Source organism: Streptomyces chattanoogensis (assembly GCF_001294335.1).
GTDB classification, from domain to species: Bacteria; Actinomycetota; Actinomycetes; order Streptomycetales; family Streptomycetaceae; genus Streptomyces; species Streptomyces chattanoogensis.
In genome coordinates this window covers 371,151-395,592 of the sequence record NZ_LGKG01000001.1, presented here as the reverse complement: position 1 = coordinate 395,592, position 24,442 = coordinate 371,151, and the positions used below count along the sequence as shown (strand labels likewise).

The window sequence follows — 24,442 nt, the reverse complement described above, 5'->3', positions numbered from 1 at the left end:
TCCTCCACGACGCTATGACAGTACCCAGTCGTACGGAAGGTCGCGGGGTGGTTTCCGGTCTCCGATGTTTTCCCGGTGGGGAGCCAAGTGCCGCCTGTGGGGCGCGACTTGAGGCGCACGGGGCGCCCGTGCGGGATTCGGACGCCGGGCGCATGCGGGCCGACGCGGGCGCCTGCGGGGCGCACGGGCGGCGCACGGAACGGCATGCGGACCGGGTCGCCTGACGACCCATCAGCTGCTTCCCGCGGCTCATGACGGCGACACCTGCGGCCGGTCCCCGAAAAGCTGCGGCAGCGGATCGAGCGGGTCGTCGTACAGCAGCACCAGGTCGCGCGCCCAGTGGGTGCCGACCGCCGCGGGTCCGGCGGCCTCGGCGCGCAGCTCCCGGACCAGGTCGGGGAGGCGCGCCACCCCGCCCGGCCCCTGGAGGAGCTTGCGTATCCCGCGATGGAACTCCGCGCAGGCGGCGTCGCACGCCCGCTCGCCGTGTCCGGCCGCTGCCCACAGCCCGGCCGGGAAGCCGCTGTCCAGGGCGATGGCGACCGCCTCCCGCCCGATGCCGTCGGAGACGGAGTGGCAGAGCGTGGGCAGCGTGCCGTCGTCCGCGCCGTCCAGGAGCCGCAGCAGCGCCTCGGGGGAGGCCGCGTCCGGCGGGTCCGGCGGGAGGCGCAGCGCGTGCAGTTCGCGGGCCGCGGTGATGCCCTGCCAGCGGCGGAGCCAGGCCCGGTCGACCTCGTCGCGGCGCGCCTGGTCGCGCAGTACCACGGGGCGGCGCGGGCCGACCGGCCAGCCCTTGGCGGTGCGCCGGGTGGAGGCCGCGACCTCCCACCCGCCGGCCGGGGTGTCCCAGCGGCCCTCGGGGACGGCGACCTCCAGCCGTACCGGGGCGCCCTCTCCCGCCTCGCCGTCGGCGCGCAGCAGCCGCGCGCCGAGCCCGCGCAGCACCTCGTCCCGCGCCTGCTCGAAGGGCACCCCGCCGTCGGATTCCCGCACCTCGACGCGCAGCCACCGGCCGCGCCCGTAGCCTTCGCTGACCGACCAGTTGAACAGCTCGCGCCCGGCCTCGTCGTAGAAGAAAAGCGGCTCGAACTCGACGAGCACGGAGCGCGGCCGGCGCCGTACCGGCCCGATCATGCGGCGGTCCTGCGACCGCAGCACCACGGCCTTGGCCCGGACGAACTCCTCGAGCCGGGCCGCCTCTTCGCGGACCGCGGCGGCCTCCTCCCCGGGGACGTCGCGGGCCCGGTCGGCGGTCAGCTGCGCCACGATCCGCAGATAGTGCACGACGGCGCGGAGCTCGGTGTAGGGGTCGCTGCCCTGGTAGAGCGCGCCGTGGCCGTCCCGCCAGGTGCGCAGCGTCCAGGCGCCGGACCCGTTGTAGGCGCCGTCGCGGTCCAGGGCGGCGCCGACCGCCTCCTCGACGACGAGCGGGTCGCGCGGGGCGGGCAGCCGGGCGAGCAGGTCCAGCGCCTGGAGGCGTTCCTGTACGCCCCACAGGCGGCCGCGGCCGGACATGATGGCGTGCTGGGCGTCGAACCAGGTGGGCCCGCCGCCGCGGCCGAGGTCCTGCCCGGCCCAGTGCCAGCGGTCGTGCGCGCTCATCAGCGCGTGGTACGGGTCGGGGCCCAGGCCCTCGGCGCCCGCCACCAGGTGCTCGGGGCCCAGCCCGCGCAGCGCGGTGACCGGCACCGCGAGCCCGAGGTGGTCCTGGCGGTGCGTGCCCTTGACGATGCCGACCACCTCGCCGCGGTCGCATTCGACGAGCGGGCCGCCGGAGGCGCCGGGCGTGACCCGTACATCGCTGCCGAACTGCAGGCCCCGGGCGTCCCGGGCGCCGAACCGGACGGCGATGAAGGCGTCGGCGGGTCCGGCCGGTCCCGCGGCCGCACCGTTGTCGCGACCCGACTCACGTAGTACGCGTTCCCGCGCAGCCTCCGTCGCCGCCTGCGGGGACGCCAGGTGCTCGTCGTGCCCCCGGAAGATGTACGCGTCCTCCAGGAGCGCGGCCGGCTGGTCGCTGACCCAGGCGCAGGGGTGCTCGACGGCCGGGTCGAGCAGGCGGATCAGCGCGAGATCGGGACGGGCGGCGGCGGGCCCGGCCTCCGGGGCGGGCCGGCTCAGGTCGTACTCCAGCCGCCCGGCGAGCACCCGGCCGCCGACGGCGACCCCCAGGACGCCGTCCGGGCCGGTCCCGCGGCGCCGTCCGTCGTGCGGCACGGGTACATGGGCGCAGGTCAGCACCCAGCCGGGGGCGATCAGCACCCCGCTCCCCCACAGCCGGGCCTCCCCGGTGCCGGGGGCGGCGCACAGCGCCACGGTCGTGCGCCCGGCATGTTCGAGCAGCTGCGCGTATGCGGTCCGGTCGCCTCGTGCGGGGGCCGGACCGTCCGGGGCCGCCATCAGCGGCCCGAATCATCCGGCTCCCGGCGGTCGGTCGCCCGGCCGGGGCGTCCGGGGTCCCGGTGCCCGGGCGGCGGCGGGCCGTCCTCGCGCCGCCAGGTCAGCGTGATGGCGAGGTTGGCCTTCGCCTCGCCGTCCGCGAGCAGGGCGACGGCCTTACCGGGCTTGGCCGAGACCTCCACGCCGAAGGTCACGCTGGTCTCGTGCGGGGCGACCCGTGCGGTGGCGTCGCGGACGCTGGCGGCGACCCCCGCGACGACCTCGCGCAGGCCCTCGACCCGGGCGCCGAGCGCGTCCCAGGTGCCGACGTCCTCGAATTCGCCGTCTGTATCGTCCATGCCGTCCCGGCCGCCGAGGCCTGGGGCGTCCAGCCGGGAGACCCGGGCCCAGATCCCCGTACCGTCGGGCAGCTCGATGTACTGCGCGCGATCCTGCATCACGGCCTCCTGCTCCCCCTGAGCGGCAATTCCCCATTGCCGCGGGACCGTTGACGGACGATCAGGCTAGCCCGGGAGCGGCTGTGGCGCGAGAGGTCCGTGAGCCTGCCTATCCTGGCCGGGAATGTCCCGTACCCCTGCATGACCCCTGGTGGAGAGCGCGTGTATTTCACTGACCGTGGCATCGAGGAGCTGGAGAGCCGGCGCGGCGAGGAGGAGGTCACCCTCGGCTGGGTGGCCGATCAGCTGCGCACCTTCGTCGATCTGAACCCGGACTTCGAGGTCCCGGTGGAGCGGCTGGCCACCTGGCTGGCGCGGCTGGACGACGAGGACGACGAGTGACGGCAGGGCCGGCCGCCGGCGCTTGACTTCCCCTTTCCGCGATATATCGTGTCTCTCGAAGACACGATATGTTGCGTTGCGCGGACCCCGTGTGCGCACCTAGCCAGGGGAGGCCCGGTATGTCATCCCGGACCGAGTGGTCGATCTCCGCACCGGACACGCTGGAATTCACCGAGCCGGTGAACGCCCTGAACGTGCGCACGGCGGGCGGCACCGTGAACGTCGTCGGCACCCCGGACGGCGGCCCGGCCCGCCTGGAGGTCAGCGAGATCGACGGCGAACCGCTGACCGTGACGTACGAGGACGGCACCCTGACCGTCGCGTACGACGACCTCCCCTGGAAGGGCTTCCTGAAGTTCCTGGACCGCAAGGGCTGGCGGCACCGGGCCGTGGTCTCGGTGACCGTCCCGGCCGCCGCCCGCGTCGAGGTCGGGGTGGTCGGCGCGAGCGCGGTGGTCTCCGGGATCTCCGGGCGTACGGATCTGCGCGGCGTCTCCGGCGACAGCACCCTGGTCGGACTGAGCGGCGCGGTACGCGCGGAGACCGTATCGGGGAGCATCGAGGCCCAGGGCGTCACCGGCGACCTGCGGTTCCACTCCGTCTCGGGCGATCTGACGATGATCGACGGCGGGGGCGGCGGGGTGCGCGCCGACTCCGTCAGCGGGGACATGACGCTGGACCTGGACCCCGTCGCCAAGGGCGCGGACATCCAGCTGACGACGGTCTCCGGCGAGATCGCCATCCGCCTGGCGGACCCGGCCGACGCCAGGGTCGAGGCCAACACCACGACCGGCTCGGTCGCCAATGCCTTCGACGACCTGCGGGTCAGCGGCTGGGGCCCCCGGCAGATCACCGGCACGCTGGGCGCGGGCACCGGCAAGCTCAAGGCCACCACCGTCTCCGGCAGCCTCGCCCTGCTGCGCCGCCCCGCCTTCGAGGACTCCCCCGCCGGCCCGTCCACCGAGAAGAAGGGGCTCTGAGCATGCCTCCCGTCTTCGCCCACGGCCGCCTGCGCCTCTACCTCCTCAAGCTGCTCGACGAGGCCCCGCGGCACGGCTACGAGATCATCCGCCTCCTGGAGGAGCGCTTCCAGGGCCTGTACGCCCCCTCCGCCGGCACGGTCTACCCGCGGCTGGCCAAGCTGGAGGCCGAGGGCCTGGTCACGCACGCTACCGAGGGCGGCCGCAAGGTGTACTCCCTCACCGGTGCCGGCCGGGCCGAACTCGCCGACCGGGGAGGCGAGCTGGCCGACCTCGAGCTGGAGATCCGGGAGTCGGTCGCCGCGCTGGCCTCCGACATCCGGGAGGACGTGAGCGGTTCGGCACGGGATCTGCGCCACGAGATGCGGCAGGCCGCGCAGCGGGCCCGCGCGGGGGCCGGTGCGAAGGGCGCCGCGGACGGCACCGGGCGGCCGTACCCCGACCCCTCGGACTACTTCGACGGCGCGTTCGGCGACAAGGAGTCCTGGCGGCAGGCCAAGGAGGAGTTCCGGCGCGCCAAGGAGGAGTGGAAGGAACAGGCCCGCCGGGCCAAGGAGGAGAGCCGCCGGGCCCGCCAGGACGCGCAGCGCGCCCGTAAGCAGGCCAAGGACGCGCAGGCGTTCGCGCGCGAGGAGGTCCAGCGGGTCATCCGGCGGGTCCAGGAGCAGGCCCAGGAGCACGTACGGTCCGGGGACTGGTCGGGGGCGGTGCGCGAGGCGCTGTCCGAGGTCTCGCGGGAGGTCGGCCGCTACACGGGCGGCGCCTGGCCGGGGGCCTCCGACGCGGGCACCCGGGCGACGGCCGAACGCGCCGGGGCAGCCGATGCAGCCGACGCGGCCGGGCAGGACGCCGCGGCCGGGGCACCCCCGGCACCGGACTGGGCGGCCGAACCGGCGACCGGCGACCCGGCCCGCGACTTCGACCGCCTCCTGGACCGCTTCCGCGACGACCTCCGGGACGCGGCCCGCGACCACGGCATCACACCCGACCAGCTGACGGAGTCCCGCCGGCGGCTGGCCACGACGGCGGCCCACATCGGCGCGCTGCTGCGCACGCCGCCGGGGTAGGCGGCGCCGGGGGATCGGGAAGGGGCAGGGTGGGGTGGAGTGGGGGCGCGGCCGAAACCCCCGCTGCCCAACCACCCGCCGATCACCCAGAGTTAATTATCTCAGCCGGGATTCACGGCGCGTAATCGGGGAATTCCTTTCATCGCATGGTTCTGCCGGGTTCACCGTGGCCAGGACCGCGGCCGGCGCTCCGTCAGCTGTGTCAACTTCCCTGTTCGCGCGCATCGTGAAGGCCCAGAGGTACAGCGATGTCGGATTACCTTTCGGTCGCCCGCCGGATGTGGCATCGGATCGAGCCGCTGCACGCCACCCTCTATTTCGCCCCCGAGGCCCGCCAGGTGGCCTCGGACCTCGGTTATGACGTCGCCTCGCGCTGGCCCAGCTATTTCGCCTGGCGGACGGCGCCGCTGGGCGCCGCCGGACCGGAGCTGGTGGCGGCGACGTACTACAGCTTCAGCCCGCGGCTGATCGCCCGTCATGTCCCGGGGATCTGGACCACCGCCGATCCCGCCAAGGTGCTGGACGCGCGGCTGCTCGCCATGGACCGCGCGCTGACCGCCCTGATCGGCGACCGGCTGACCGGCGGCCAGCTCGCCGAGGCGGCCCGGCTGGCGCGCCAGGCCGCCGAGAACGCCGGGCCCGCGGCCCGCCCGCTGGCCGCCGCCAACCGCGATCTGCCCTGGCCCGACGCGCCGCATCTGGTCCTCTGGCAGGCCGCGACGGTGCTGCGCGAACACCGCGGCGACGGCCATCTGGCGGCGCTGCTGACCTTCGGCCTCGACCCCTGCGAGTCACTGGTGTCCTTCGCCGCGATCGGCGCGGTGCCGGCCGCCGACTTCACGGGACGCGGCTGGACCGCCCAGGAGTGGAGCGAGGCCCGTCACCGCCTCGTCGCCCGCGGCTGTATGACACCGGACGGCGGCGCGACCGACCGCGGCCGCAAGGAGCGCCAGGCCATCGAGCAGATGACGGACCGCCTCGCCGCCGGGCCCTGGCGCGCCCTGGGCCACTGCCGCGCGGAGCGGCTCGCCCAGCTCCTCAGGCCCGTCCTGAGCGCGGCCTTCGAGGCGGGCTATCTGCCCCGGCACAACACCCTGGGGATCGGGACGGTGAAGGTGGGGTACCCCTGAGCCGGGGCCTCCACCGATAGCACCCCTGGCGATCGGCGTCCGCGGTGCGCCGGCAGAACCCCCGGCTCGCTTCGCGTACGCGGATGCGTACCTCGGTCTCCCCTTGACCTCAAGCGCGCTTGAGGAGCAACGCTGCCCGTATGAACGCGAACACGGACCGGCCCCGCCCCCTCCCCACCGCCGACTTCCCCGGCTCTCCCGGGTTTCCCGACTTTCGACGCCCCGACGCCGCAACCGCGCTGGTCAGCTCGTGGATCCTGCCGGATCCCGGGCTCGCCCGGCCGGCCGCCGAGGCGATCCTCGACGGATGGGAGCACCAGTCACGCCCGGAAGCAATGCTCTCGCTCAGCGTCTTCCTGAGCACCGACGGCGGCCATCTCCTCAACTACGCGCAGTGGACCGGCGACGACGCCCACCGGGCCTGGGCCCGCACCCGGCGTCCCGCGGCCATCGACCGGATCGACGAGGCGCTCCCGGGCATCCGGCGGCCGGGCCTGGTGCGCTACCGGCGCTATCGCAGCTACGTCCCCGACCACACCGGCGGGCCCGCCGGCCGCCGCCCCGCCCTCCTGGTCACCCCCGCCTTCGCCACCACCGGCCCCGACGTCCAGCGCGCCCTCGCCGACACCCTCGCCGACGAGCTGACGCGCGCGCAGGTGCCGGGCCTGCTCGGCGCACACCTCCATCTGAGCCAGGACGGCGGCCGGGTGCTCAACGTCGCGGAGTGGACCGGCCTGCCCGCGTGGGAGGCGTTCGTGGCGAGCGAGGCGTCGGCGCGGCTGCGGGCGGCGGTCGCGGCCATGGACGGGGTGACGGCCGCCCCGGCCGTCCCCGATGCGCCGAGGGTGCCGGGTGAGCCGGGTGGGCCGGGCGTGACGCACTACCGGCTGCACAGAAGCCTGGTCAACGTCCCGGCCGGGGATCGGGACGATGCCCCGGTCAAGAGCCCTGCCCGCAGCGCCCCTTCACCCCAGGAAGCCTGACGGACATGTCCTGCCCCGAGCCCCCGGTCGGCGCGGCCGGGCGCTGGGCCGACCCCAGGATGCGGTCGAGGTGGTAGTCGACCGTGCGCCGCACCTCGGCCAGGGTCCGGCGGCCGTGCAGGACGTCCATGCCGAGCCCCGTGACGCCGGAGACCAGCAGATCCGCCTCGCGCTCGGGGTCGGGGACGGGCGCGGTGCCGGGCTCCGGCGCCGCCTGCCGGATCAGGCCGGCGACCAGCTGCTCCAGCGACCGGTCGTTGTGCAAAAAGACCTCGGCGAGCGCAGGGTCGGTCAGGCTGCGCACGTAGTACGCGACGAAGACCCGCAGCGCCATGCGCCGTTGCCCGTCGAGCGGCAGGAACTCCCCGAGGACGGCCCTGAGGACCGCACGCGGATCGGCGGGGTCGGGGAGCCGCTCGACCCGGGCGCGGGCGCGCCGGTCGTTCTCCTCGTGCAGCAGCCGCAGTGCCTCGACGAGCAGCCGCTGTTTGCTGCCGAAGGTGTACTGCACCACGCGCAGCGACACCCCGGCCTCGGCGGCCACCTCGCGCATGCTCGCGGATTCCAGGCCGCGACCGGCCGCGATGCGCCAGACCGCCTCGGCGATCTCCCGACGGCGGCGGTCCGCCACGGGCCCGGCCGCGGCCGTGGACTCCGGGGGTGCCGTGGGCTCCCTGCGCTTGTCCGCCGCCCCCGTCCGCTCCTTCCGCCGCTGTCTGTACGCCTTGGCCTGGCAGCTTCGTGAGCAGTAGGCGGGCGGGCGCCCCCGCTCGGCCGCCGGGAGCGGCGCTGCGCAGACCCGGCACCCGTCGACCCTCTTTTCGTCACGCATGGATCCACCTTACCGCGCTACGAAAGCGTGACGAATATCAGAAATGCGCCTACAGGTCAAGGCAATTGCTCGATTCGGCACGGATTCATTGATACAGTCGTATCCATCGCACTGCACAGCAGTGCGCACACCGACGCGCACCCCAACGGGAGGATTCGATCGTGGACGAGGGCTGGTACCGGCTGCTGTCCGTCCTGACGGGCTTCATGGGCTTCTGGCAGGGGCCGATGGCGATCTTCTATCGGCTTACCCAGGACGACACCGGCACCCCGATGCGGGCCGCCAACTACCTTGGCAGTCCCTGGTGTTACATCGTCGCGGTGGCCGTCGCCGCGGTCTGCACCGCGCTGCTGGCCGTACTCGACAAGGGCCGCAAGAAGGCGCTGGCACGCGACGAGCCGTCCGCGGACCGGAGCGTCAGCGCCCGCTGAGCAAGATCAGCGCCGCCACCCCGTCCGTCCGCACCCGGGCACCCTGCCGCCCCCGGGGGCCGGTGAGCAGCGCCGCATCGAACCGCTCCAGCCGCACCCCGGACGTTCCCGGTGCGCTCAGGTCCGTACGCCCCTCCACGGCGACCACCAGAGCGTCGCCCGGCGGCACCTCCCGCGTCCCCCGCACCATCTCCACCCCGGCCCCCGCCCGCCCCTCCCGCACCATCACATTGAGGTTGACGACCGGACCGTCCAGCAGACGGGAATCGGTGTCGGCGCCGCCGGGGAAGGCGAATGGGCGGAACCGGTCCGGGAGGAGGCAGCGGGTGCCGTCCACGGTCAGCTCCAGGCCGCCGCCGTCGACGACCGTGAGGATGCGCCGGATGCCGGGCAGCGGGGAGTACGGCCCGTCCCGGGTCACCTCGGCCAGGCTCACCCGCCAGTCGAAGGTGTCCCAGCCGGCGCCGGGCGGATGGGCGGCGATCTCGCGGGTCACCCCGCCGCCGTTGCTCCAGGGCGTGGCGGCGCGCCCGCTCGCCCGCAGGATCCGCATCTCGCCCGCGCCGCCCATCCGTCCGCGTCCGTCCCCGCCTCAGACCGTCAGCACGATCTTGCCGAACAGGTCGCCCTGCGCCATCTTCTCGAAGCCCTCGCGCGCCCGGTCCAGCGGCAGCGTCGAGTCGATGACCGGGCGGATGCCCTTGGCCGCGCAGAAGCTGAGGAGGGAGGCGAGTTCTTCCTTGGTGCCCATGGTGGAGCCGACGACCTTCAGCTCCAGGAAGAAGATCCGGTTCAGCTCACCGTTCTTCGGGGTGAAGCCGCTGGTGGCGCCGGAAATGACGAGCACGCCGCCGGGCTTGAGGGACTTGACGGAGTGCGACCAGGTGGCGGCGCCGACCGTCTCGATGACCGCGTCCACGCGCTGCGGCAGCCGCTCGCCGCTCGCGAACACCCCCTCGGCGCCCAGCTCCAGCGCGCGCTTGCGCTTGGCGTCGTCGCGGCTGGTGGCGAAGACCCGCAGTCCGGCGGCGGCACCGAGCACGATGGCGGCGGTCGCCACACCGCCGCCCGCGCCCTGGACCAGAACGCTGTCCCCGGGCCGTACACCGGCGTTGGTGAAGAGCATCCGGTACGCGGTGAGCCAGGCGGTGGGCAGACAGGCGGCGTCCTCGAAGGAGAGCTCCTTGGGCTTGGGCAGGACGTTCCAGGCGGGGACGGTGACCTGTTCGGCGAAGGTGCCCTGGTAGCGCTCGGTGAGGATGGAACGGGGTTCGCCGGGGCCGACGCCGTGGCCGCTCTGGCCGATGACGGAGTGCAGGACGACCTCGTTGCCGTCCGCGTCGATGCCGGCGGCGTCGCAGCCGAGGATCATCGGCAGGGAGTCCTCGGTGATGCCGACCCCGCGCAGCGTCCACAGGTCGTGGTGGTTGAGCGAGGCGGCCTTGACGTTGACGGTGGTCCAGCCGGGGCGGGCCTCGGGGGCCGGGCGTTCGCCCAGTTCGAGGCCGTTGAGGGGCTGGTCGCGGTCGATGCGGGCGGCGTAGGCAGCAAACATGATCCCAACGTAGGCCGCGGACGGGTGCCGCGGTACCGCGTACGGGTGTGACACGCACCGCGCCCGCACCGTCACGCCGACGGGCCGGGCCCGCACCCTTCGCAGGTGCGGGCCCGGCCCGTCGGCGTACGCACGTCCGCCGGATCAGCGGCGGGCGACGCCCTCCGCGCGCGCGGCGGCGGCGACGGCGGCGGTGACGGCCGGCGCGACGCGCTCGTCGAACGGCGAGGGGATGACGCAGTCGGCGCTGAGCTCATCGGCGACGACGGCGGCCAGCGCCTCGGCGGCGGCGAGCTTCATGCCCTCGGTGATCTGCGAGGCGCGCACCTGCATGGCGCCCGCGAAGATACCGGGGAAGGCCAGCACGTTGTTGATCTGGTTCGGGTAGTCGCTGCGCCCGGTGGCGACCACGGCCGCGTACTTGTGCGCGACGTCCGGGTGGATCTCCGGGGTGGGGTTGGCCATCGCGAAGACGAACGAGTTCTTCGCCATCTTCGCCACCGCCTCCTCGGGCACCGTGCCGCCGGAGACGCCGATGAAGACGTCCGCTCCGTCCAGGGCGTCGGCCAGCGAACCGGTCAGCTTCGCCTTGTTGGTGAAGCCGGCCAGCTCGCGCTTGACGTCGGTGAGGTCGCCGCGGTCCGCCGAGACGATGCCCTTGCGGTCGCACACCGCGACATCGCCGATGCCCGCCTCGATGAGGATCTTGGCGATGGCGACACCGGCCGCACCCGCGCCCGAGATGACCGCGCGCAGCTGCCCCAGCGAGCGGTCGGTGAGCTTGGCGGCGTTCCGCAGCGCGGCCAGGGTGACGACGGCGGTGCCGTGCTGGTCGTCGTGGAAGACCGGGATGTCGAGGCGCTCTTTGAGCTTCTCCTCGATCTCGAAGCACCGGGGCGCCGAGATGTCCTCGAGGTTGACGCCGCCGAAGGACGGTGCCAGCCGGACGACGGTCTCCACGATCTCGTCGGCGTCGGTGGTGGCGAGCGCGATCGGAACCGCGTCCACGCCGCCGAACTGCTTGAAGAGGATGGCCTTGCCCTCCATGACGGGGAGCGAGGCCTCCGGGCCGATGTCGCCCAGGCCCAGCACCGCGGTGCCGTCCGTGACGACGGCCACGACCTGGGACTTCCAGGTGTAGTCGTGCACGAGCTCGGGATGCTCGGCGATGGCGCTGCACACCTTGGCGACGCCCGGTGTGTACGCGAGGGACAGGTCGTCCTTGTCCCGGACCGGCACGGTCGCCTGGACGGCCATCTTGCCGCCTCGGTGGAGCGCGAAGGCCGGATCGAAGAAGCCTTCGTCCGTGGCGCCCGTGGCGCCCTCCGAGCCCGCGTCCGCGCCCGTCGTGCTGTCGCTGCGAGGATTGACGATCTCCGCTGCCACTTGTTCCAACCCCTTATTTCTTCGCAAATCAGTTGAGGGTGACCACTCCCTGGTAAGGGGTGGGCGGGCACCGCGTCCGTTCCCTGCGCAGCGGATGCCCACCGCGCGGGGGGAGGATCGGACGCCGGGCGCGCCGCACACGCGCCCTGAGCCCCGGATGAGGGGTGTAACGAACCTTTCTACCCGACGGGCGCGGGCGCCGACGAGTCAGATTCATTACCCTCGAGTACAAGGATCCGACATTAGCCGCGAAACATCTAAAGACGCCGAAGTGCCACCGGGAGATGTCCGGATGACGAGACGGCGCAGGTCGGGAGCGGTCGGCGGCACGGACCGCCCGTACCGGTTCACCCTTGGGCCATCCGGGCCACACGCCGGACCCACTCGTCCGTTATCCGATTTTGACCTCCGTAGGAGTCCGAATACCGGATCACGGATGGCAGGATTCCGACGCAACCGAGGTCGCGACGCTCAAAGGTGTGTGCCCGACCCTCCCCCACCGGCCCGCGCCAGACGGACACTCCCATCCGCAGGAGGATCAGCATGACCGCAAGTACCACCCGCCGCCCGGCCGCCGGCAGGTCACGTACGGCCGTCGCCTCGGTGGCCGCGGTCGTCGCCTCGATGCTGGTGCTCAGCGCCTGCGGCGACCAGACCAATGAGGCCATCGCCCGGCGCGAGGCGCAGAAGAGCCGCAATGTGCACGCACCGCTGTTCAAGATGCTGCCCAAGGACGTGCAGGACAAGGGCTTCCTCCAGGTCGGCTCGGACATGACGTACAAGCCGGTGGAGTTCCGCACCAACGGGAAGATCGCGGGTATCGACCCGGATCTGGCGGCCGCGGTGAGCAAGGAGCTGGGCATCAAGCTCAACTTCAACAACGCCACCTTCGACACCCTCATGGGCGGCCTGAAGTCCGAGCGCTACGACATCGCGATGTCGGCGATGACGGACACCAAGGACCGCCAGGAGGGCATCGACAGCAGCACCGGCAAGAAGATCGGTGCGGGCGTCGACTTCGTCGACTACCTCAATGTCGGTGTCTCGCTCTACACACAGAAGGGCAAGACCCAGGGCATCGACGGCTGGGAGACGATGTGCGGCAAGAAGCTCGCCGTACAGCGCGGTACGGTCTCGCACGACCTGGCCAACGAGAAGTCCAAGGAGTGCAAGAAGCACGGCTCGGAGGCCATCTCCATCGAGGCGTTCGACAACGACTCCGAGGCCCAGACCCGGCTGCGCACCGGCGGTGTGGACGCCGTCTCCAGCGACTACCCCGTCGCCGCGTACGCGGTGAACGTCTCCGGCGGCGGCAAGGATTTCGAGATGGTCGGCGGCGCACCGCTCAAGGCCGCCCCGTACGGCGTCGCGGTGCCCAAGGGCCACGCGAAGCTGCGTGACGCGATCCGGGCCGCAGTGGAACGCACGATCAAGAACGGCACGTACGCCAAGGTCCTGAAGAAGTGGGACGTCAAGGATGCCGCGGTCAAGAAGGTGGAGCTCAATGGCGGCTCCTGAGCCGCACTCCGCACCGCCTCCGGTCCGCACCTCCCGCCACACGCTGAAAGGCAACACCCGTGTCAGTTGACGTCGACAAGTCGGCCCAGCCGCCGGCAGACGCCCCGCCGCCCCAGCCCGAGCCCATCAAGGCCATTCCGGTCCGTCATTACGGGCGCTGGGTCGCGGCCCTCGTCGTCATCGCGCTGCTCGCGGCGCTCGGCCGCGCCTTCGCCACCGGTGACGTGAACTGGAATGCGATCCCCCAGTACATGTTCAACGGGGACATCCTCAAGGGCCTGCGGAACACCCTGCTGATCACCGTGCTGTCGATGATCATCGGCGTGGTGGGCGGCGTGATCCTGGCCGTGATGCGCCAGTCCAAGAACCCGGTGACGTCCACCGTCTCGTGGTTCTACATCTGGTTCTTCCGCGGTACGCCCGTCTACGTCCAGCTGTTCCTGTGGTTCAACCTCGGCCTGGTCTTCCACTACATCGACATCATGCCGATCTACAAGGACGAGTGGTCGGACTTCATGACCCCGTTCCTGTGCGCGCTGCTGGGCCTCGGGCTCAACGAGGCGGCGTACATGGCGGAGATCTGCCGGGCCGGTCTGAACGCCGTCGACGAGGGCCAGACCGAGGCGGCGCACGCGCTGGGCATGAGCCACGGCAAGACGCTGCGCCGGATCATCGTGCCGCAGGCGATGCGGGTGATCGTGCCGCCGACCGGCAACGAGGTCATCAACATGCTCAAGACCTCGTCCCTGGTCGTCGCCGTCCAGTACTACGACCTGCTGCAGGCCGCGCAGAACGTCGGACGCGACTCCGGCGTCGTCGTCGAGATGTTGATCCTCGCCGCCGCCTGGTACCTGATCGCCACCACCGTGCTGAGCATCGGGCAGTACTACCTCGAGCGCTACTACGCCCGCGGCGCCAGCCGCCAGCTTCCGCCCACTCCGCTCCAGCGCCTGAGGGCAAAGCTGGCCGGCGGCCTCAACCGCGCCGGAGGTGCCGCATGACCACCAGCAAGCTCACCGAGAACACCGCCGGCGAGTCCGGCGGCCCGATGGTCAAGGCCGAGGGCGTCCACAAGTCCTACGGCGCGGCACACATCCTCAAGGGCATCGACCTGGAGGTGCAGCCGCGGGAGGTCTTCTGCCTGATCGGCCCGTCCGGTTCCGGCAAGTCGACGTTCCTGCGGTGCATCAACCACCTGGAGAAGATCAACGCGGGCCGGCTGTCCGTGGACGGTGAACTGGTCGGCTACCGCGAGCACAAGGGCAAGCTGTACGAGCTGCGCGACAAGGAGGTCGCCGCCCGGCGCCGGGACATCGGCATGGTCTTCCAGCGCTTCAACCTCTTCCCGCACATGACGGCGATCGAGAACGTCATGGAGGCGCCGGTTCAGGTCAAGGGCGAGTCCAAGGCGAGCGCCCGGGAGCGCGCGGCCAAGCTGCTGGACCGGGTCGGCCTGGCCGACAAGGCCGGCAACTACCCCTCGCAGCTCTCCGGCGGCCAGCAGCAGCGGGTGGCGATCGCCCGCGCCCTGGCCATGGAGCCGAAGCTGATGCTCTTCGACGAGCCGACCTCGGCCCTGGACCCGGAGCTGGTCGGCGACGTCCTGGACGTCATGAAGGACCTGGCCGCCGACGGTATGACGATGATCGTCGTCACCCATGAGATGGGCTTCGCCCGGGAGGTCGGCGACTCGCTGGTCTTCATGGACAACGGCGTGGTGGTCGAGTCCGGGCATCCGCGCGAGGTCCTGGGCAATCCCCAGCACGAGCGGACGAAGTCGTTCCTGTCGAAGGTGCTGTAGCCCTGCGGCGTGGACGGTGATGCTGCGGCGGCGCTTCCCCGAGGGGGAGCGCCGCCGCGGCTTTTCCGTCCGTTCGCGCTACTTCAGCGCCAGCACCAGCGCGTCCGACGGCGACGCCCACACCGTCCGCGCCTCCGCGAAACCCGCCTCGCGCAGCACCTTCGCATGCCATCCCACCGACGGTGTGTCCCCGTCGGCGTGCTCCCCGTAGATCGCGAAGCGCTCGGCGGTCGGCTCGGCCAGCCGCGGGTCGGCGGCGGCCAGCTGCCACCACTCGGCCCAGTCGACGGCGCCGGCCGCCTTCGCCGCGTCCCTCCGCGCATGCCGGAACGCCCGCTCGGCGGCATTGATCCGCGGTGTGGACGGCTCGGGCATGTGGTCGGCGTTCATGAAGACCCCGCCGTCCCGTACGAGGGTGCCGAGCTGCCCGTAGAGCCCCCGCAGATCCTCGGTGTGCAGCCAGTGCAGCGCGGTGGCGGTGAGCACCGCGTCATAGGACCGGTGCGGCAGCTGCGACGTCCAGTGCGGGTCCTTGAGATCGGCTCGTACGAAGCGGCCCCGGGGCTCGTCGGCGAAGTACCCTTCCGCGATGGCCAGCAGCGCGGGATCCAGATCGACGCCCACACTCTCGGCCCCCGGGAACCGCCTGAGCAGCCGGTCGGAGATGCTGCCCGTGCCGCAGGCGAGGTCCAGCACCCGGGGGGCGGGCCCCACCAGTGCCTCGACCATGTCGAGCATGACCCGGAACCGCTCCTCGCGGTCGGGGAGGTACCACTCCTGCTGCCGGTCCCAACTGTTCTGCCAGGCCTGCCAGTCGGCGCCGACGACGGTCTCGCGCATCGCTTCTCCTCCAGCCCGTAATACCCTCGTAGTAGAGACACCTATTACTACGAGCATGCATCCGCACCTTATTCCCACCCCGTAAGGACTACAAGTGGAACTGGCCTATTACTCGGACTTTGCCGTGCGACTGGTCAACACCGAGCAGCCCTGGCGCGGTGGCGACACCCTCACCACCGTCGAGGCGGTACGCGAGCTCTTCGGACCGGCCGGGCAGAGCGCCCGGCGCGCGACGGACAGCGATGTCACCCGGCTGCGGGCGGTCCGCGCCCGGCTGCGCGCCGTCTTCGAGGCCGCCGACGGCGGCGACGAGGTCCTGGCCGTGGACCTCCTCAACGCCCTGATGATCGAGTTCCCGGTCAGCCCGCAGATCTCCGGCCACGAATACCGCGACGACAACGGCCGGCCCAACTGGCACATGCACATCGCCGACCACGCGGCCAACGCCACCGCGAGCTACGCCGCGACCGCCTGCATGGGCCTGGCGTTCCACCTCACCGAGCTCGGCGTCGACCGCCTCGGCATCTGCGAGGCCCGCCCGTGCCGCAACGCCTATCTCGACACCTCCACCAACCGCTCCCGGCGCTACTGCTCGGACCGCTGCGCCACCCGCGCCAACGTGGCCGCCTACCGCGCCCGCAAACGCCTGGAGAGCGAACGGTCCGCCCGCAGCAGCCGCACCGCGGAGAAGGCCCAGGAGAGCACCGCACCCGGCGAGCGCTGAATCCCGCGCGGCGGGCGCACCCGCAGCCGGGCGCGGGCGATGACCAGTTCATCCGGTACGGTCCCGAATTCCCGGCTGTCGTTCTCTACATACGGATTGTCGCCCCGCACCCACCAGCCGCCGTCCCGCCGCTCCACCGCGCGCTTGACGATCAGCAGGTCCTGACGGAACGGATGCCGCAGGACCACCACATCACCGGGCCGCACCGCCACGCCGTACTGCACCACCAACTGGTCGCCGGGCTGCAGCGTCGGCACCATCGACGGGTTGTAGACCTCGGCCAACCCGAACGCCCGCAGCGGCCCGCCGCGCGGCCGCCCGGCTCCTCCCGGCAGCTCCCGCTCCCGCTCCGGCCCGCGCTCATCCACCCGCTCCGGCATCCCGTACCTCCCGGTCCCGCCCCGGTCCGACCCTCACCGGTCCATCCTCCATCAGCCCCAGCCTGGCACTGGACTTTTGCCCTAAGACCCCCGGGGCGCCCACGAAAAGCCTTCCCGCACCGAGTAATCTCGCACCTGAGAAGACGATCACGAGGAAGGACTGAACATGCTTTCGCGCCTGTTCGCCCCCAAGGTCAAGGTCAGCGCCCACTGCGACCTTCCCTGCGGCGTGTACGACCCCGCCCAGGCCCGCATCGAGGCCGAGTCGGTCAAGGCCGTCCAGGAGAAGTACCAGGCCAACGAGGACGCGGACTTCCGCGCCCGCGCGATCCTCATCAAGGAGCAGCGCGCCGAGCTGGCCAAGCACCACGTCTCGGTGCTGTGGAGCGACTACTTCAAGCCCCCGCACTTCGAGAAGTACCCCCAGCTGCACACGCTGGTCAACGACACCCTCAAGGCCCTCAGCGCCGCCAAGGGCTCGAACGACCCGAAGACCGGCGAGAAGGCCCTGGAGCTCATCGCCGAGATCGACCGGATCTTCTGGGAGACCAAGAAGGCCTGACCTTCACGGCCGCGCTTCCGCACCCGGCCCGGCACCCGCCCGTCCCCGCGACGGGGGTGCCGGCCGGGTGCGGTGTGCTTTTGCCTAGCCTGGGGTGATGGACGATGGATATCCGTTTTTCGACGGCCGCAATCTCGCCTGGGAACTGGAGGGCTTCGGTGCCGACGAATGGCTCGTGGAGTCCGTTTCGCTGACGCGGGAGCAGTTTCTGCGCGTACGGCACCTTTTCGACCTCGGCGATGATGTGTGGATGATGCGCGGCGCCCATCCCCTCGGTCCCGGTATCCAGCGATCAGTGACGGACATTCTCGGCGCCGGTGCCGTCCGGTTCCAGGACGGAGTGGACTACTTTCTGGGCGCTCGTCAGGATCTGCCCGGCGGCGCGCTGTGGCGTCCGGCCGCCGGCACCGTCGCCCCCGGCCCCATCCCGCCTCCCTGACGTCGCGGCGGCGCGATGGGCACGTTCGACGGACTGGCCCCACGAGGTCCCGGCGACCATCAGGGCGGCGCCGGCCGCGGCCGGCCGAACGGCGTGACAAGGTCACCCGGTTACCGCTTTATGCCGGCTGCGTAAGTCCGGCCCACGCGTCATCGCCTGAAGTGCCGCCCCGCGCGCCGAGGCATCGGGCAACTCGCCCATTCCGGTGCGCGGTTGCCGCACCGCCGCGGGCGTCGCCGGCCGACGTATGTCCCCCGCTTTCGACACTCACACTCGACCAATAAGCAGGGGACCCACCAGTTTCGGCTCAATATCGGGGACCACCGTATCGGCCAGAAGTCACCGCCATCTGCGGTTCGATGACACCCCGAAGCGGCCCCTCCAAGCTGATCGTTGCAGGTCGCAGGCGGGGCCATTTCAGAGCATCGTTCAATCGGAAACCAACTGGGGATCATTTCCAGCCGTCATGGTGGTCCACATAACGTCACAGCCGGCCAGCAGCCAGGTGACGTGCGAGAAAACGCAGGGCCGAGCTGAATAGATTGATCACCAGAGGGGCAGGTAAGCACGCGAAGATCATGGTGCACACGCGGGGGGGCACAAGGAGGCCGAAGGCCCATGGACTGCAGAAGTGATGTGTGCACAGCTTGCCTTGGCGAAATATGACACAGCCTTAGCGGGCTTATCGGCAGCCGGGTAGATGTCCTGGCCAGTTGCGATGCCAGGCGAGGACGCTCGACCACGAAATCCTCATCACCTCTGGGACGGGTGCGCCGCTTTGGGTTGCCCCAGGTAAATGGGAAATGTCAACCTGGCGGAAAAAGGCAAGCCGTTCACGCAAAATGGAGAGGCCAGAATTATTGCTACCCCGCACCGGGGTGCACCAGGTCTTCGCATGCGAAAAACTTGACCGCGGCGAGAAAAATCGCCTTCCTCGCGAGGGGCGATTTCATGCTCACCGAAAGAATCCGGAGGGAAGCTCATGTCTTTCAAGAACATCTTCGGCAGTGGCGAAAGTGAAGCCAAGTCCGCCGAGGAGTCCGCTCAAAAGGTCTATGAAAAAATTCCGGGCGCCTGGCCCGAATCGGAAGGGGTCGATCCGGAGCTCTACGACGACATTCCTGAAGCTGCGCGTGACCCGAAGATCATGCGCGAGACGTCGCCTGAGGCGCTCAATATCATGAACAACTTCATCACCCCCCTGTTCAAGAACACCCAGACGGTAGCCGCCCAGCAGCGGGAAGCCAGCGAAAACCCCGAATCGACATCCGGTATGGCATCTTCGGCCAAGGATGAGGCATTCAAAAAGGTGGCGGTGGAGATCAGGGACGAAGATCAGCCAAAGGTCGGCGGCGAAGACCGGCCAAAGATCAGCGATGAGCAGCTGGAAGAATCGAGAAAGGATAACAATAAGTCGGCCAAAGACATCAAAAAGGGCTGACGAGTTCTCGTTCGGTCACGCCAGGCCGGAAACAGCTCACAATAATCACTGACAAATCGTTGAGTTCTGCTACGCAAGGAGGCCGAAGGGCATGGGCGCCACCAAAAACAATGTGAGTACAGCTCATCTTGGCGAAAGATTTATTCGCCACCCGCTGACCGGGCGAAACCTGAAGGAGCTCAAAATTGCCGACAGGGCCGCTGCCATCCTGGAGCGGGACAAGGAAAAACTGAAGAGGAAGGCCGAGCGGAAAGCAGCAGACGGCACGGACCGGTATATCTCCCCTACCGGGTTCTCCTTGAACAAGGGGCGATTCGGCGACTTTCCCGAAGGGGAGGGTACGGCACACCAGCGCGGGTGGCGCGCCTACATGACGGTGGGTGTACCGCTTGTCGAGGAGCGAGGCGACATCGCACAGCCGCCGCCGGACGTGATCTCCAAGCAAACGTATGTCAATCGAACCGACCCCAAACCCACCACATGGTCACACACTGTCGAATTCTCGATTTCGAACACGATCAGCTGGTCGCTCCAGGGGCAGGTGCAGCTCACTTTCGGGGCAAAAGCCATCGCATCACTGCAGCAGCAAGTGCAGAAGAGCATGGCGAAGAACCAATCCCAGAAGACCACCCTGAAGAACAGCAAAGACAATCAGGGCGTTGATACGGAGTCTCAGTCGCAAACGACAAGTACGACAACAGCCACGAGTACCGCCACGGGCACCGGGGAATTATCGGCACAGCTGATGCTCGGAATCACTGGCTCTGTCAGTGGTTCGTTGACCACTGCGTTCAAAACATCGTCCACGCTGAACGGGGAAGTTGGCAGCCGGGTAGACGTCCTGGCCACGCAGCGACGTCAGGTGCGGAGGTTCGACTACGAATTCCCTGTCTCCTTCGGCGGGTGGGTCGCTTTGCATTACCCCGAGCCGGTGGAAGTCAAGGAGACCCGCCCGGACGGCCCGCAGGCCAAGGAACCGAAGTATTCTGAGGTGCTTGCCTGGAAACTCGGCGAGGCCGGTACGGCTGCCGAGACTTTCGACTTGACCGATAAAGGCAAGCCGTATACACAAAAGGGGGAAGCCGAGGTCGTTTCTACCCTCGCCGGGGTGCACGAGGTCTTCGAGCTTGAAAAGCTCAATTTCGATATGAAGGATCACCCGCTGCACAAGGACGGCGGTGAAGAGCAAGCGGCCTCGAAAAAGGCTCCCGTCCAGGTCGCCACCGGGTTGGGGACGGCCGACGGCCTCGCGCTGGACCCGGCGAACAAAAAGGCGTACATCACCGACCGGTCCGGCGGCAAGCTGTACAAGGTGGATCTCGTCAGCGGCAACACGGACTGGGTCGTGGAGAAGCTGGGCGAAGTCAACGCTGTGGCGTTGGACCTGGAGGGTGACAAGGCCTACGTCGCCGAATACGGCGGCAAGGGTCTGTTCACGGTGAACCTGTCCGACCGCTCCATCTCCCCGGTCACGGTCGCCAAGGGCATGTACGCGTATGGCGTCGCGCTGGACCTGTCGGACAAAAAGGCCTATGTCACCGACGTCTACAACGGGCAGCTGGTCAAGATCGATCTGGCCAGCGAACCGGCGGCGAAGCAGCGTACCTGGGACGTGACGAGGGCCGCCGGAGTAGCGCTGAACGGGGGCAAGGCGTACGTCGGCCAGTATGACTCCAACGGGCTGTACGAGGTCGACCTGAAGGCGGAAGGCGGCACCCCGAAGGCCGTGGCCACCAAACTCGGGTACAGCGTCCGCGTGGCGCTGGATGGCGCGGCCAACGCCTACGTCTCCGACTCGAGCAGCGGCAAGCTGCATGAGGTCGTCGTGGCCGACGGCGAGGCCAAGGGCCTTCAGCGCGTGGTGGCCGACGGTCTCGGCACGGTCTGCGGCCTCGCACTGGACCGCGACAACGGCTGGATCTACGTCAGCAACCGGGAGGGCAAGCTGCTGCGGATCTCCGGCGTGTTGCCCGCCGCCTCGGCAAAGTCATAGCTCAGGGCGTTCTTTTGTAGGGCGTTCTTTTCGCGGGTGGGCGGGCATGGGCGCCTTGATCATGTGGGTTGTCGAGGCTCACGTGACCGAAGGGTTGCTCATGCCCGCCTGTGCCGTACCGTCGCAGGGCGCCCCGATCGACATCTCCGCCGGTGGCGAATCCTCGACCGGCCGTGTGCGGGCAGACGTCCCGGCGGTGTCCTTGTGCGGGGTGCCGCTCTCGTCCGCAGCGGCCTGCTCGTTCAGCGCGGTGCGGTGGGCACGTTCGACGGACTGGCCCCAGGAGGTCCCGGCGACCATCAGGGCGGCGCCGAGGGCGGTGAGGACGGTGAGCCGTTCGCCGCCGAGGCCGATGCCGGCCAGGACGGCCCAGACCGGTTCGGTGCCCAGGAGTAGGCCGGCCCGGCTGGCGGAGGTGCGCTGCACGGCCCAGGTCTGGGCGAGGAAGGCGAAAACGCTGCAGAACAGGGCGAGATAGAGCAGCTCGGCCCATACCGTGGGACCGGTGTGCAGCAGGTCCGGCAGGCCGCCCGCGGCCGGCACCAGGAACAGCGCGGAACCGATCACGGTCTGCACGGCCGTCAGGTGCAGCGGACGCAGCGCGCTGCCCGCGGTGAGCCGTCCGACAAGTGCGACGTGTCCCGCCCGTACCACCGCGGCGGCGAGCATCAGCAGATCGCCGCCGCCCGGCGTGCGGAAGCCGCTGCCGGACATCAGCAGTCCGACGGCCAGCGCGCACACGCCGGTGGCCGCGAAGAACCTCGGCGGCAGCCCGCCGCCGCGGCCCGCGCGGTCCAGCAGCGGGGTGAGCACGATGGTCAGGCTGATGAGGAGCCCCGCGTTGGCGGCGCTGGTGTGCGCGACGCCGTAGGTCTCCAGGACGAGGACGGCCGCCTGGGTCACCCCCAGCAGCGATCCGGCCCTGATCTCCGCGCGGGTGCAGCGCCCGGCCCCCCGGCGGCGGGCGACGGCGGCGACAACGGCCGCACAGGCAAGGGCGGAGAGCGCGTAGCGGACGAACAGCACCACCAGGACCGGGGTGGCCGAGGCGGCGGTCTTGGCAGCCAGGTAACTGGAGCCCCAGACGATCGCGACCAGCAGAAGTACCACGTCGGTACGGCGGGAATCAGGCACGGCCCTTACGCTGCACCACCGCGATCTTGAAGCCAAGTATGACTTTCTCAAGCAATGCTTTAGTTCTCCTTCATCGGTTTCCCTAGACTGGGGCGGTGGACGAGCGGCAGTTGCGGATTCTCCGGGAGCTCGGCGAGCTGGGGAGCGTCACCGCGGTCGCCGAGGCGCTGCTGGTGACGCCGTCGGCGATCTCCCAGCAACTGCGGCTGCTGCAGCGCTCGGTCCCCGTCCCGCTCACCGAACGCGACGGGCGGCGCCTGGTGCTCACCGCCGCCGGGCAGGCCCTGGCCGGTGCGGCGATCGAGGTGGAGGCCGCCCTGGCCCGCGCGCGGCACACCGTCGACGAGTTCGTCGACAGGCCGGACGACAGCGTGTCGGTGGCGGCCTTCCACAGTGCGGCCGCGGCGTTCTCCCCGCTGCTGCTCCGCGGCCTGGCCGCGCCGGGGTGCCCGCGGCTGACGCTCGCCGGCGAGGACGTCGCACAGGATCACTTCCCGCGGCTGACCCGGGATTACGACCTCGTCCTGGCCCACCGTCTCGACCACGCCCCGCCGTGGCCGTCCACCGTGACCGTCACCCCGCTGCTGCACGAGCCGCTCGACATCGCCGTACCGGCCGGCCATCCGCTGGCCGGCAAAGCGTCCCTGACTCCCCGCGACGTCGCCGACCAGCCCTGGATCACCGTCCACGACGGCTTCCCGCTGATGGCCACCATCGAGGCCATCGCCACCGCCGCCAACCGCCGGCTCGACATCAGGCACCGCATCAATGAATTCGCGGTGGTCGCCGAGGTGGTCGCCGCCGGCGGCGGACTCGCCCTGATGCCGCGCTGGACCGTGCCGCCGCACCCCGCGGTGGTCCTCAGGCCGCTCCGCGGCGTCCATGCCCGCCGGCACATCGACGCGCTCCACCGGCCCGAGCGCACCGCGCGCCGGGCCGTGCGGACGGTGCTGGCCGAACTGCGGCGCGCCGCCGCGGCGATCCGCGGCCGGGACGGCGGCACCGGGCGGGCGGAGCCGGCTACGTAGCGCTGGCCGGCACCGGCACCGGCAGCGGGCCGTCGTGCCGGACGAGCCAGTCGCGGTAGGCCTCGCTGGACCAGGCGATCTCCATGTAGGACGAGGTCAGATCGGCGAAGAGGGCGTCGGCCGGGGCGGCCGGGGTGCCGTCGGCGCGGCAGGCCATGAAGAGGCGTACGGCGAGCGGGTCGCCGTGCAGGGGGCGGACGGCCATACCGGGGCGGGAGCGGGCGGTCGGCTGGCAGGGGGTGACCACCTCGCCGGCCGTGACCAGGTCGACGGCGGTGAGGTAATCGCCGTGCACGACCCGGGGGGTGATCCCGGCGGCGGTCCAGATGCGGCGCAGGCCCGCCCATTCGCCGTCCACGGTCGGGTCGACCATCCACTGGTCGTCGGCGAGGTCCCGTACGTGGACCACGGCACGGGCGGCCGCGGGGTGACTTTCGGACAGGGCGATGAACTGCGGTTCCCGGGCTATGAGTTCATGCTCGACCAGGCCTTCGGGAACCCGCAGCGGGGCGCCCTCGACCTCGTGCACGAAGGCGACGTCCAGCTGGCCCGTCGCGACCATGTGCAGCAGCGCATTGGCGGAGACATCGGTCCTTATGGTGGTGTCCGTCTCCGGGAGGCGTACCCGCAGGCGGCGCAGCCAGCCCGCCACGGCGCGGCTGTTGGTGCTGCCGATGTGCAGCCGCGCACCCTGCTCGCGTACGGACGCGGAGGCGATCTCGTCGATCAGCGCGCGCATTTCCGCCACTATGGGGCGGGCCCGGCAGAGCACGGCATGGCCCAGCGGCGTGGGGCGGCTGCCGGTCGGTTCGCGGAAGAACAGCTGGCCGCCGAGGGCCTTCTCGATGCGTCGCAGCTGAGTCGTCAAGGAAGGCTGGGTCATCCCCAACTGCCGGGCCGCCTTGCGTACGCTGCCCGCATCGGCGATGGCACACAGTGCACGCAAATGCCTTACCTCGAGCTCCACGTTCCGGAGCATAAAACGTTCGGCATCGGTCACACCAGACTCTTAAACCTGCCCGAACTCGGTCAATTTTCG

The 24,442-nt window shown here is 70.6% G+C and carries 25 protein-coding genes; 15 read left to right on the top strand and 10 right to left on the bottom strand.

All coding sequences use genetic code 11. The features are described 5' to 3' along the window. Positions 1–249 precede the first annotated feature (249 nt). Together ADL29_RS01765 and ADL29_RS01760 are read right to left on the bottom strand one after the other, a co-directional pair. The gene (locus ADL29_RS01765; RefSeq protein ID WP_053922003.1) at positions 250–2,400 is read right to left on the bottom strand and encodes a VMAP-C domain-containing protein; all 2,151 of its coding nucleotides are present in this window, start codon (positions 2,398–2,400) and stop codon (positions 250–252) included. Further along, positions 2,400–2,837: a CU044_2847 family protein gene (locus ADL29_RS01760; RefSeq protein WP_053922002.1), complete on the bottom strand. Its 438-nt coding sequence runs from the start codon at positions 2,835–2,837 to the stop codon at positions 2,400–2,402. Before ADL29_RS01760 ends, ADL29_RS01765 begins: the two co-directional genes overlap by 1 nt. Before the next feature lie 162 nt (positions 2,838–2,999). Between ADL29_RS01760 and ADL29_RS01755 the strand changes: the two genes are divergently transcribed. The 5 genes from ADL29_RS01755 to ADL29_RS01735 all read left to right on the top strand — a co-directional run bounded on the left by ADL29_RS01755 (position 3,000) and on the right by ADL29_RS01735 (position 7,339). After that, entirely contained in the window at positions 3,000–3,179 is a 180-nt protein-coding gene (locus ADL29_RS01755) for a DUF6104 family protein (protein WP_046926026.1), read from the top strand. Positions 3,180–3,298: 119 nt separating this feature from the next. Next, complete coding sequence (locus ADL29_RS01750; protein WP_053922001.1) at positions 3,299–4,159, top strand: DUF4097 family beta strand repeat-containing protein; 861 nt, start codon at positions 3,299–3,301, stop codon at positions 4,157–4,159. Positions 4,160–4,161: 2 nt separating this feature from the next. Continuing rightward, complete coding sequence (locus tag ADL29_RS01745; RefSeq protein WP_053922000.1) at positions 4,162–5,226, top strand: PadR family transcriptional regulator; 1,065 nt, start codon at positions 4,162–4,164, stop codon at positions 5,224–5,226. A 248-nt stretch (positions 5,227–5,474) separates the two neighbouring features. Beyond that, on the top strand, positions 5,475–6,356 hold the full coding sequence (locus ADL29_RS01740; protein ID WP_053921999.1) for an SCO6745 family protein: 882 nt from the start codon (positions 5,475–5,477) through the stop codon (positions 6,354–6,356). Between the two features lie 140 nt (positions 6,357–6,496). Beyond that, on the top strand, positions 6,497–7,339 hold the full coding sequence (locus ADL29_RS01735; RefSeq protein WP_063788368.1) for an antibiotic biosynthesis monooxygenase: 843 nt from the start codon (positions 6,497–6,499) through the stop codon (positions 7,337–7,339). Here ADL29_RS01735 and ADL29_RS01730 read toward each other — a convergent pair. Continuing rightward, positions 7,296–8,171, bottom strand: coding sequence for a TetR/AcrR family transcriptional regulator (locus tag ADL29_RS01730; protein ID WP_078970651.1), 876 nt, complete (start codon positions 8,169–8,171; stop codon positions 7,296–7,298). The two genes, ADL29_RS01735 and ADL29_RS01730, sit on opposite strands and share 44 nt — an antisense overlap. A gap of 161 nt (positions 8,172–8,332) precedes the next feature. Here ADL29_RS01730 and ADL29_RS01725 point away from each other — a divergent pair, with 161 nt between their 5' ends. Beyond that, entirely contained in the window at positions 8,333–8,602 is a 270-nt protein-coding gene (locus ADL29_RS01725) for a hypothetical protein (RefSeq protein ID WP_053921998.1), read from the top strand. Here the strand turns inward: ADL29_RS01725 and ADL29_RS01720 are convergent. The 3 genes from ADL29_RS01720 to ADL29_RS01710 form a co-directional block, all read right to left on the bottom strand. Continuing rightward, a complete protein-coding gene (locus ADL29_RS01720; RefSeq protein WP_245689093.1) occupies positions 8,589–9,173 on the bottom strand; it encodes a HutD/Ves family protein in 585 nt (194 codons plus the stop codon). The two genes, ADL29_RS01725 and ADL29_RS01720, sit on opposite strands and share 14 nt — an antisense overlap. A gap of 21 nt (positions 9,174–9,194) precedes the next feature. Next, the gene (locus tag ADL29_RS01715) at positions 9,195–10,157 is read right to left on the bottom strand and encodes a zinc-binding dehydrogenase (RefSeq protein WP_053921997.1); all 963 of its coding nucleotides are present in this window, start codon (positions 10,155–10,157) and stop codon (positions 9,195–9,197) included. 144 nt (positions 10,158–10,301) lie between these two features. After that, positions 10,302–11,543, bottom strand: coding sequence for an NAD(P)-dependent malic enzyme (locus ADL29_RS01710; RefSeq protein WP_053921996.1), 1,242 nt, complete (start codon positions 11,541–11,543; stop codon positions 10,302–10,304). A gap of 543 nt (positions 11,544–12,086) precedes the next feature. Here ADL29_RS01710 and ADL29_RS01705 point away from each other — a divergent pair. From ADL29_RS01705 to ADL29_RS01695, 3 genes are read left to right on the top strand one after another with little or no spacing between them, the layout of a single operon-like run. Then, on the top strand, positions 12,087–13,061 hold the full coding sequence (locus tag ADL29_RS01705) for an ABC transporter substrate-binding protein (protein ID WP_053921995.1): 975 nt from the start codon (positions 12,087–12,089) through the stop codon (positions 13,059–13,061). 59 nt (positions 13,062–13,120) lie between these two features. Then, the gene (locus tag ADL29_RS01700) at positions 13,121–14,062 is read left to right on the top strand and encodes an amino acid ABC transporter permease (protein WP_053921994.1); all 942 of its coding nucleotides are present in this window, start codon (positions 13,121–13,123) and stop codon (positions 14,060–14,062) included. Positions 14,063–14,109: 47 nt separating this feature from the next. Then, positions 14,110–14,862 carry an amino acid ABC transporter ATP-binding protein gene (locus ADL29_RS01695; protein WP_046930793.1) on the top strand — a complete coding sequence of 251 codons (753 nt, stop codon included), beginning with the start codon at positions 14,110–14,112 and terminating at the stop codon, positions 14,860–14,862. 78 nt (positions 14,863–14,940) lie between these two features. Here the strand turns inward: ADL29_RS01695 and ADL29_RS01690 are convergent, their stop codons facing one another. After that, positions 14,941–15,702: a class I SAM-dependent methyltransferase gene (locus ADL29_RS01690; RefSeq protein ID WP_053921993.1), complete on the bottom strand. Its 762-nt coding sequence runs from the start codon at positions 15,700–15,702 to the stop codon at positions 14,941–14,943. Between the two features lie 94 nt (positions 15,703–15,796). Here ADL29_RS01690 and ADL29_RS01685 point away from each other — a divergent pair, with 94 nt between their 5' ends. After that, positions 15,797–16,426: a CGNR zinc finger domain-containing protein gene (locus ADL29_RS01685; protein ID WP_053921992.1), complete on the top strand. Its 630-nt coding sequence runs from the start codon at positions 15,797–15,799 to the stop codon at positions 16,424–16,426. On the opposite strand, the gene sodX is transcribed toward ADL29_RS01685, so the two are convergent. Beyond that, positions 16,330–16,806, bottom strand: coding sequence for a nickel-type superoxide dismutase maturation protease (gene sodX / locus ADL29_RS01680; protein ID WP_053921991.1), 477 nt, complete (start codon positions 16,804–16,806; stop codon positions 16,330–16,332). The two genes, ADL29_RS01685 and sodX, sit on opposite strands and share 97 nt — an antisense overlap. Positions 16,807–16,972: 166 nt before the next feature. Here sodX and sodN point away from each other — a divergent pair, with 166 nt between their 5' ends. The 4 genes from sodN to ADL29_RS01660 all read left to right on the top strand — a co-directional run bounded on the left by sodN (position 16,973) and on the right by ADL29_RS01660 (position 21,241). Then, entirely contained in the window at positions 16,973–17,368 is a 396-nt protein-coding gene (gene sodN, locus ADL29_RS01675; RefSeq protein WP_046926042.1) for a superoxide dismutase, Ni, read from the top strand. 97 nt (positions 17,369–17,465) lie between these two features. Continuing rightward, positions 17,466–17,807, top strand: a complete 342-nt coding sequence (locus ADL29_RS01670; protein WP_053921990.1) for a hypothetical protein — start codon at positions 17,466–17,468, stop codon at positions 17,805–17,807. A gap of 982 nt (positions 17,808–18,789) precedes the next feature. After that, positions 18,790–19,248 carry a hypothetical protein gene (locus ADL29_RS01665; protein WP_053921989.1) on the top strand — a complete coding sequence of 153 codons (459 nt, stop codon included), beginning with the start codon at positions 18,790–18,792 and terminating at the stop codon, positions 19,246–19,248. 91 nt (positions 19,249–19,339) lie between these two features. After that, complete coding sequence (locus ADL29_RS01660) at positions 19,340–21,241, top strand: YncE family protein (RefSeq protein ID WP_053921988.1); 1,902 nt, start codon at positions 19,340–19,342, stop codon at positions 21,239–21,241. 78 nt (positions 21,242–21,319) lie between these two features. On the opposite strand, the gene ADL29_RS01655 is transcribed toward ADL29_RS01660, so the two are convergent. After that, the gene (locus ADL29_RS01655; RefSeq protein WP_078970650.1) at positions 21,320–22,375 is read right to left on the bottom strand and encodes a DMT family transporter; all 1,056 of its coding nucleotides are present in this window, start codon (positions 22,373–22,375) and stop codon (positions 21,320–21,322) included. A gap of 95 nt (positions 22,376–22,470) precedes the next feature. Here ADL29_RS01655 and ADL29_RS01650 point away from each other — a divergent pair, with 95 nt between their 5' ends. Continuing rightward, on the top strand, positions 22,471–23,403 hold the full coding sequence (locus ADL29_RS01650; protein ID WP_053921987.1) for a LysR family transcriptional regulator: 933 nt from the start codon (positions 22,471–22,473) through the stop codon (positions 23,401–23,403). On the opposite strand, the gene ADL29_RS01645 is transcribed toward ADL29_RS01650, so the two are convergent. Then, positions 23,396–24,382 (bottom strand): LysR family transcriptional regulator, encoded by a 987-nt coding sequence (locus ADL29_RS01645; RefSeq protein ID WP_053921986.1) that lies wholly within the window; start codon positions 24,380–24,382, stop codon positions 23,396–23,398. The genes ADL29_RS01650 and ADL29_RS01645 overlap by 8 nt on opposite strands. Positions 24,383–24,442: the final 60 nt, after the last annotated feature.

What these genes read in the sequence shown, in the direction of transcription:
- ADL29_RS01765 (WP_053922003.1), bottom strand. Translation starts at nt 2,400, where the DNA reads ATGGCGGCCCCGGACGGTCCGGCCCCCGCACGAGGCGACCGGACCGCA.
- ADL29_RS01735 (WP_063788368.1), top strand. Translation starts at nt 6,497, where the DNA reads ATGAACGCGAACACGGACCGGCCCCGCCCCCTCCCCACCGCCGACTTC.
- sodN (WP_046926042.1), top strand. Translation starts at nt 16,973, where the DNA reads ATGCTTTCGCGCCTGTTCGCCCCCAAGGTCAAGGTCAGCGCCCACTGC.
- ADL29_RS01715 (WP_053921997.1), bottom strand. Translation starts at nt 10,157, where the DNA reads ATGTTTGCTGCCTACGCCGCCCGCATCGACCGCGACCAGCCCCTCAAC.
- ADL29_RS01695 (WP_046930793.1), top strand. Translation starts at nt 14,110, where the DNA reads ATGGTCAAGGCCGAGGGCGTCCACAAGTCCTACGGCGCGGCACACATC.
- ADL29_RS01740 (WP_053921999.1), top strand. Translation starts at nt 5,475, where the DNA reads ATGTCGGATTACCTTTCGGTCGCCCGCCGGATGTGGCATCGGATCGAG.
- ADL29_RS01730 (WP_078970651.1), bottom strand. Translation starts at nt 8,171, where the DNA reads ATGCGTGACGAAAAGAGGGTCGACGGGTGCCGGGTCTGCGCAGCGCCG.
- ADL29_RS01750 (WP_053922001.1), top strand. Translation starts at nt 3,299, where the DNA reads ATGTCATCCCGGACCGAGTGGTCGATCTCCGCACCGGACACGCTGGAA.
- ADL29_RS01660 (WP_053921988.1), top strand. Translation starts at nt 19,340, where the DNA reads ATGGGCGCCACCAAAAACAATGTGAGTACAGCTCATCTTGGCGAAAGA.
- sodX (WP_053921991.1), bottom strand. Translation starts at nt 16,806, where the DNA reads ATGCCGGAGCGGGTGGATGAGCGCGGGCCGGAGCGGGAGCGGGAGCTG.
- ADL29_RS01720 (WP_245689093.1), bottom strand. Translation starts at nt 9,173, where the DNA reads ATGGGCGGCGCGGGCGAGATGCGGATCCTGCGGGCGAGCGGGCGCGCC.
- ADL29_RS01690 (WP_053921993.1), bottom strand. Translation starts at nt 15,702, where the DNA reads ATGCGCGAGACCGTCGTCGGCGCCGACTGGCAGGCCTGGCAGAACAGT.
- ADL29_RS01645 (WP_053921986.1), bottom strand. Translation starts at nt 24,382, where the DNA reads ATGCTCCGGAACGTGGAGCTCGAGGTAAGGCATTTGCGTGCACTGTGT.
- ADL29_RS01705 (WP_053921995.1), top strand. Translation starts at nt 12,087, where the DNA reads ATGACCGCAAGTACCACCCGCCGCCCGGCCGCCGGCAGGTCACGTACG.
- ADL29_RS01745 (WP_053922000.1), top strand. Translation starts at nt 4,162, where the DNA reads ATGCCTCCCGTCTTCGCCCACGGCCGCCTGCGCCTCTACCTCCTCAAG.
- ADL29_RS01665 (WP_053921989.1), top strand. Translation starts at nt 18,790, where the DNA reads ATGTCTTTCAAGAACATCTTCGGCAGTGGCGAAAGTGAAGCCAAGTCC.
- ADL29_RS01760 (WP_053922002.1), bottom strand. Translation starts at nt 2,837, where the DNA reads ATGCAGGATCGCGCGCAGTACATCGAGCTGCCCGACGGTACGGGGATC.
- ADL29_RS01670 (WP_053921990.1), top strand. Translation starts at nt 17,466, where the DNA reads ATGGACGATGGATATCCGTTTTTCGACGGCCGCAATCTCGCCTGGGAA.